The 5,478-nt window shown below is 57.8% G+C and carries 9 protein-coding genes and 1 pseudogene; 7 read left to right on the forward strand and 3 right to left on the reverse strand.

From position 1 onward, the window contains the following. Positions 1–100: 100 nt before the first annotated feature. On the reverse strand, positions 101–556 hold the full coding sequence (gene merR, locus ACY3FQ_RS08230) for a mercury resistance transcriptional regulator MerR (RefSeq protein WP_001166628.1): 456 nt from the start codon (positions 554–556) through the stop codon (positions 101–103). A gap of 71 nt (positions 557–627) precedes the next feature. Here merR and merT point away from each other — a divergent pair, with 71 nt between their 5' ends. The 7 genes from merT to ACY3FQ_RS08265 all read left to right on the forward strand — a co-directional run bounded on the left by merT (position 628) and on the right by ACY3FQ_RS08265 (position 4,338). Then, entirely contained in the window at positions 628–978 is a 351-nt protein-coding gene (gene merT / locus ACY3FQ_RS08235; RefSeq protein ID WP_001294659.1) for a mercuric ion transporter MerT, read from the forward strand. 13 nt (positions 979–991) lie between these two features. After that, positions 992–1,267: a mercury resistance system periplasmic binding protein MerP gene (merP, locus tag ACY3FQ_RS08240; protein WP_004178136.1), complete on the forward strand. Its 276-nt coding sequence runs from the start codon at positions 992–994 to the stop codon at positions 1,265–1,267. Positions 1,268–1,294: 27 nt separating this feature from the next. Beyond that, the gene (gene merC, locus ACY3FQ_RS08245; RefSeq protein WP_000522997.1) at positions 1,295–1,720 is read left to right on the forward strand and encodes an organomercurial transporter MerC; all 426 of its coding nucleotides are present in this window, start codon (positions 1,295–1,297) and stop codon (positions 1,718–1,720) included. Positions 1,721–1,758: 38 nt separating this feature from the next. Further along, on the forward strand, positions 1,759–3,444 hold the full coding sequence (merA, locus tag ACY3FQ_RS08250; protein WP_004644736.1) for a mercury(II) reductase: 1,686 nt from the start codon (positions 1,759–1,761) through the stop codon (positions 3,442–3,444). Between the two features lie 17 nt (positions 3,445–3,461). Beyond that, a complete protein-coding gene (gene merD / locus ACY3FQ_RS08255; RefSeq protein ID WP_001277463.1) occupies positions 3,462–3,827 on the forward strand; it encodes a mercury resistance co-regulator MerD in 366 nt (121 codons plus the stop codon). Continuing rightward, positions 3,824–4,060, forward strand: coding sequence for a broad-spectrum mercury transporter MerE (merE, locus tag ACY3FQ_RS08260; protein WP_001087807.1), 237 nt, complete (start codon positions 3,824–3,826; stop codon positions 4,058–4,060). The genes merD and merE overlap by 4 nt, the downstream gene beginning before the upstream one ends. Before the next feature lie 65 nt (positions 4,061–4,125). After that, complete coding sequence (locus tag ACY3FQ_RS08265; protein ID WP_000993245.1) at positions 4,126–4,338, forward strand: DUF3330 domain-containing protein; 213 nt, start codon at positions 4,126–4,128, stop codon at positions 4,336–4,338. A gap of 79 nt (positions 4,339–4,417) precedes the next feature. Here the strand turns inward: ACY3FQ_RS08265 and ACY3FQ_RS08270 are convergent. Together ACY3FQ_RS08270 and ACY3FQ_RS08275 are read right to left on the reverse strand one after the other, a co-directional pair. Continuing rightward, positions 4,418–5,041 (reverse strand): annotated as a pseudogene (locus ACY3FQ_RS08270) (IS5 family transposase); the annotation flags it as partial. A 45-nt stretch (positions 5,042–5,086) separates the two neighbouring features. Next, on the reverse strand, positions 5,087–5,478 hold a 392-nt coding region (locus ACY3FQ_RS08275), incomplete at its 5' end, for a recombinase family protein (RefSeq protein ID WP_368783286.1).

The following is a 5,478-nucleotide window of genomic DNA, read 5'->3' on the forward strand; positions in this document are numbered from 1 at the left end:
TGACTCAGATCCCTATTTGCAACAGTGCCGTCAAAACTGCAAGTATGCAGTCTTGACCAGGCATCTAGGGGTCGTCTCAGAATTCGGAAAATAAAGCACGCTAAGGCGTAGTCACCCCGTGACTCCCCCGCGCCGATGCAGCGAGCTTCGTTCCGTCTTGCAGTGACGCAATCAGCGGGCAGGAAACGTTCCCTTTCCGCGCATGGCAGGCGCACACCAGTTCAGACAGCACGGCCTCCATGCGTGCCAAGTCGGCCATCTTCTCGCGCACATCCTTGAGCTTGTGCTCGGCCAGGCCGCTGGCTTCCTCGCAATGGGTGCCATCCTCCAGCCGCAGTAGCTCGGCGATTTCGTCCAGGCTAAAGCCCAGCCGCTGGGCCGATTTCACGAACCGCACTCGTGTTACATCCGCCTCGCCATAGCGGCGAATGCTGCCATAGGGCTTGTCTGGCTCCGGCAGCAGGCCCTTGCGCTGGTAGAACCGGATGGTCTCCACATTGACCCCGGCCGCCTTGGCAAAAACGCCAATGGTCAGATTCTCAAAATTAATTTGCATATCGCTTGACTCCGTACATAACTACGGAAGTAAGCTTAAGCTATCCAAACCAAATTTGAAAGGACAAGCGTATGTCTGAACCACAAAACGGGCGCGGCGCGCTCTTCGCCGGTGGGCTGGCCGCCATTCTTGCGTCGGCCTGCTGCCTGGGGCCGCTGGTTTTGATCGCCTTGGGGTTCAGCGGGGCATGGATCGGCAACCTGACGGTATTGGAGCCGTATCGGCCGATCTTCATCGGCGCGGCGCTGGTTGCACTGTTCTTTGCCTGGCGGCGCATCGTCCGACCGACCGCAGCCTGCAAGCCGGGCGAGGTGTGCGCGATTCCGCAAGTGCGCACCACCTACAAGCTCATTTTCTGGTTCGTCGCCGTGTTGGTCTTGGTCGCGCTTGGTTTTCCCTACGTCATGCCATTTTTCTACTAATCAGGAGTTCATCATGAAAAAGCTGTTTGCCTCCCTCGCTCTCGCCGCTTTCGTTGCCCCCGTGTTCGCCGCCACTCAGACCGTCACGCTGTCCGTGCCTGGCATGACCTGCGCCTCTTGCCCGATCACTGTCAAGCACGCGCTTTCCAAGGTTGAGGGCGTGAGCAAGACCGACGTAAGTTTCGACAAGCGCCAGGCCGTCGTCACCTTCGACGATGCCAAGACCAACGTCCAGAAGTTGACCAAGGCGACCGAGGACGCGGGCTATCCGTCCAGCCTCAAACGCTGATCCGTTAACCGAACTCGGGAGCGACACATGGGACTCATCACGCGCATCGCTGGCAAAACCGGCGCGCTCGGCAGCGTCGTTTCCGCGATGGGCTGCGCCGCCTGTTTTCCTGCCATCGCCAGCTTTGGCGCGGCCATCGGACTGGGCTTCTTGAGCCAGTACGAGGGGCTATTCATTGGCATCCTGCTGCCGATGTTCGCCGGCATCACGTTACTCGCCAATGCTATCGCTTGGCTCAATCATCGACAGTGGCGACGCACGGCGCTCGGCACGATAGGCCCGATCTTGGTGCTGGCAGCGGTGTTTTTAATGCGGGCTTACGGCTGGCAGAGCGGTGGACTGCTCTATGTCGGCCTGGCCTTGATGGTTGGGGTGTCGGTCTGGGATTTCATCTCGCCAGCACATCGCCGCTGCGGGCCGGACAGCTGTGAATTGCCAGAACAACGTGGCTGACGGCAACAGCCGTAGCCACCACAGAAAAGGAAAAATACATGACCACCCTGAAAATCACCGGGATGACCTGCGACTCGTGCGCGGCTCACGTCAAGGAAGCCTTGGAGAAAGTGCCCGGCGTGCAATCGGCGCTGGTGTCCTATCCGAAGGGCACAGCGCAACTCGCCATTGAGGCGGGCACGTCATCGGATGCGCTGACTACCGCCGTGGCCGGACTGGGCTACGAGGCAACGCTTGCCGATGCGCCACCGACGGACAACCGCGCCGGCCTGCTCGACAAGATGCGCGGCTGGATAGGGGCCGCTGATAAGCCCAGTGGCAACGAACGCCCGTTGCAGGTCGTCGTCATTGGTAGCGGTGGCGCGGCAATGGCGGCAGCACTGAAGGCCGTCGAGCAAGGCGCGCACGTCTCGCTGATCGAGCGCGGCACCATCGGCGGCACCTGCGTCAACGTCGGCTGCGTGCCGTCCAAGATCATGATTCGCGCCGCCCACATCGCCCATTTACGTCGGGAAAGTCCGTTCGACGGCGGTATCGCGGCGACTGTGCCTGCGATTGACCGCAGCAAACTACTGGCCCAGCAGCAGGCGCGCGTCGAAGAACTGCGCCATGCCAAGTACGAAGGCATTCTGGACGGCAACCCGGCCATCACCGTTGTACATGGTGAGGCGCGTTTCAAGGATGAGCAGAGCCTGGTCGTCCGTTTAAACGATGGTGGCGAGCGCGTGGTAGCTTTCGACCGCTGCTTAGTCGCCACGGGTGCCAGCCCGGCCGTGCCGCCGATTCCGGGCCTGAAAGAGTCACCCTACTGGACTTCGACCGAGGCCCTGGTCAGCGACACCCTTCCCGAACGCCTAGCCGTGATCGGCTCGTCGGTGGTCGCGCTGGAACTGGCGCAAGCCTTCGCCCGGCTGGGCAGCCAGGTCACGATCCTAGCTCGCAACACGCTGTTCTTCCGCGACGACCCGGCCATCGGCGAGGCCGTTACAGCCGCGTTCCGTGCCGAAGGGATCAAGGTATTGGAACACACGCAAGCCAGCCAGGTCGCGCATGTGGACGGCGAATTCGTGCTGACCACCGGGTACGGTGAAATACGCGCCGACCAGCTGCTGGTCGCCACTGGCAGGGCACCGAACACGCGCAGCCTGGCATTGGAAGCGGCGGGAGTCGCTGCCAATGCGCAGGGGGCCATCGTCATCGACAAGGGCATGCGCACCAGTACGCCACACATTTATGCGGCTGGCGACTGCACCGACCAGCCTCAGTTCGTCTATGTGGCGGCAGCGGCCGGCACCCGTGCTGCGATCAACATGACTGGCGGCGATGCGGCCCTGGACCTGACCGCAATGCCGGCCGTGGTATTCACCGACCCGCAGGTCGCCACCGTGGGCTACAGCGAGGCGGAAGCACATCACGACGGGATCGAGACCGACAGTCGCACCTTGACCTTGGACAACGTGCCGCGTGCGCTTGCCAACTTCGACACACGCGGCTTCATCAAGCTGGTCATCGAGGAAGGTAGCGGACGGCTCATCGGCGTGCAAGCGGTGGCCCCGGAAGCGGGTGAACTGATCCAGACGGCGGTGCTCGCCATTCGCAACCGTATGACCGTGCAGGAACTGGCCGACCAATTGTTCCCCTACCTGACCATGGTCGAAGGGCTGAAGCTCGCGGCGCAGACCTTCAGCAAGGACGTGAAGCAGCTTTCGTGCTGCGCCGGATGAGGAAAAGGAGGTGTTCAATGAGCGCCTACACAGTGTCCCGGCTGGCCCTTGATGCCGGGGTGAGCGTGCATATCGTGCGCGACTACCTGCTGCGCGGATTGCTACGGCCGGTCGCGTGCACCACGGGCGGCTACGGCTTGTTCGATGACACCGCGTTGCAACGGCTGCGCTTTGTACGGGCTGCCTTCGAAGCGGGTATCGGCCTGGACGCACTGGCGCGGCTGTGCCGGGCGCTGGATGCTGCGGACGGTGACGGTGCGTCTGCGCAGCTTGCCGTGTTGCGGCAACTCGTCGAGCGTCGGCGCGAGGCCCTGGCCAGCCTCGAAATGCAACTGGCCGCCATGCCAACCGAACCGGCACAGCACGCGGAGAGTCTGCCATGAACAGCCCAGAGCACTTGCCGTCTGAGACGCACAAACCGATCACCGGCTACTTGTGGGGCGCGCTGGCCGTGCTCACCTGTCCCTGCCATTTGCCGATTCTCGCCATTGTGCTAGCCGGCACGACGGCCGGCGCGTTCATCGGGGAGCACTGGGGTATTGCAGCCCTCACGCTGACCGGCTTGTTTGTCCTGTCTGTGACGCGGCTGCTGCGGGCCTTCAAGGGAAGATCATGACCGCTTCCCAGCCAGCCGAGAGTGGGCAGCTTTGAGCTTCGCTACCAATCTGGAGGAGTACCACCATGAACGCAAACGCCCCGAACACTGCCAGTTGCACCACCTGCTGCGTATGCTGCAAAGAAATTCCGCTCGATGCCGCCTTCACCCCGGAAGGCGCGGAATACGTCGAACATTTCTGCGGGCTGGATTGCTATGAACGCTTCCAGGCACGCGCCAAGGCCGCGACAGAATCTGACATTGCGCCTGTCCCTGGCGGTTCGCAGCCGTCAGATTGAAGCATTCTTCAAATTAACATAGGGACTGGCTTTGTTGCATAAAGGTTTGAAAGATAGAGCGATCCTAATTGAGCCAAATTCAAGTGACAACTTGGGTGTGAGGGCGCCCCAATTCTGTGAATTTGTTCAAGACGGCTACGCGTGCATGAATCTCATTCACCTGACTAGGAAAACTCCTTGCTGTTAATTTATCGCCTAATAATTTGATGCAATGCATCTTGGTTTCCACCAAACTTCGACGATGATAACCAGACCACTTTTTCCAAAGTGACCTTCCTAGCAGTTTGACTGTTTTCAATAACTCATTTCGTTCTATAGACCTGACTTGCTGATCTTTCCAAGGCTTTGCATTCTTCCTGGGTGGAATGACCGCATGTGCATCACGATTTAAAATGACTTGTCGGCAGTGCTTTGTGTCATAAGCACCATCTGTATAGACTGAATCAATTCGTTCATCCAAGGGAACTTGAGAAAGTAAATCTTCGAGCACTTGTGAATCGCTGACATTATTTGTCGTGAGTTGTACTGCACGTATTTGAAGGGTTTCAGCTTCTATAGCAATATGGAGCTTACGCCATTGGCGACGATATTCAGATCCATGTTTCTTGCATTTCCATTCACCTTCACCTAGAAACTTCAAGCCAGTAGAGTCCACGAGTAGATGCAGACCATCTCTACTTTTTTGGTAGCTAATTGTAATATCTGAATAGCCACTGATTTTGTAGGCACCTTTCAGTCCATCTAGTGACTAATTAATTTGTTTTAAATACCGATAGACAGCCTGTCTACTGATACCAAACGCTTTTGCCAGATCAACTTTTGATGAATACTTCCCTTCTTTCCAGGCTTGCAGTAATGCTTTAGCTTGATCTGGATTCAATTTATGGACACGACCTTTATATTTGCCCTGAGCTGCTGCGATCTTAATCCCTTCTTTCTGACGTTCTAAGATAATTTCCCGCTCGAATTGAGCAAAAGCACCCATCAGTTGCAGCATCAAATTATCCATCGGCGTGGATTGGGCAGTAAAAGTAATATTCTCTTTTACAAACTGGATGGCGATCCCTCTTTTGACCAGTTTATCTACTTCAGTGACCAAATCTTTTAGACTTCGTGCAAAACGATCCATGGAATGTACAA

The sequence above is a fragment of the Acinetobacter sp. AB03 genome, assembly GCF_058107045.1.

Bases quoted from the DNA above. Each gene is read 5' to 3' on its own strand.
- merE (WP_001087807.1), top strand. From the start codon at position 3,824: ATGAACAGCCCAGAGCACTTGCCGTCTGAGACGCACAAACCGATCACC.
- merC (WP_000522997.1), top strand. From the start codon at position 1,295: ATGGGACTCATCACGCGCATCGCTGGCAAAACCGGCGCGCTCGGCAGC.
- merD (WP_001277463.1), top strand. From the start codon at position 3,462: ATGAGCGCCTACACAGTGTCCCGGCTGGCCCTTGATGCCGGGGTGAGC.
- merR (WP_001166628.1), bottom strand. From the start codon at position 556: ATGCAAATTAATTTTGAGAATCTGACCATTGGCGTTTTTGCCAAGGCG.
- ACY3FQ_RS08265 (WP_000993245.1), top strand. From the start codon at position 4,126: ATGAACGCAAACGCCCCGAACACTGCCAGTTGCACCACCTGCTGCGTA.
- merT (WP_001294659.1), top strand. From the start codon at position 628: ATGTCTGAACCACAAAACGGGCGCGGCGCGCTCTTCGCCGGTGGGCTG.
- merA (WP_004644736.1), top strand. From the start codon at position 1,759: ATGACCACCCTGAAAATCACCGGGATGACCTGCGACTCGTGCGCGGCT.
- merP (WP_004178136.1), top strand. From the start codon at position 992: ATGAAAAAGCTGTTTGCCTCCCTCGCTCTCGCCGCTTTCGTTGCCCCC.